The following is a 321-nucleotide window of genomic DNA, read 5'->3' as shown; positions in this document are numbered from 1 at the left end:
TGATATTACAACACAAATATATCTTACTTTATACACGTTTATTCCTAAAGTATCTGCTGCCTTTGGATGTTCTCCAACGGCTCTTATTCTAAGTCCCCACGGAGTTTTATATAGTACAAAATGTGCTATTATTACCGCAACTATTGCTGCATATACAAACCAGTTTAAGTCTCCTACAAGTTTACCAAGCACCGGCATATTTCTTAATGCTTTTGGTATATTGTATGCTAAGCCATTAACACCATCCGTTTGTCCGCCTTTTCCGAAAAGCTTAAAGATAAGAAAGGCTGCTAAAGCTTGAGCAAAAAGGTTTATAGCTGT

The 321-nt window shown here is 36.4% G+C and carries 1 protein-coding gene; it reads right to left on the bottom strand.

What is annotated here, in order from left to right:
- Window positions 1-321 (bottom strand): ABC transporter permease subunit (locus tag OCU55_RS23830; RefSeq protein WP_427847095.1); only part of this gene is annotated, 321 nt, incomplete at both ends.

It is taken from the genome of Clostridium folliculivorans, assembly GCF_024341905.1.
Lineage (GTDB): Bacteria > Bacillota > Clostridia > Clostridiales > Clostridiaceae > Clostridium_AR > Clostridium_AR folliculivorans.
Note: the sequence above shows the minus strand (reverse complement) of the source record. Positions and strands in the feature narration are given on the sequence as shown.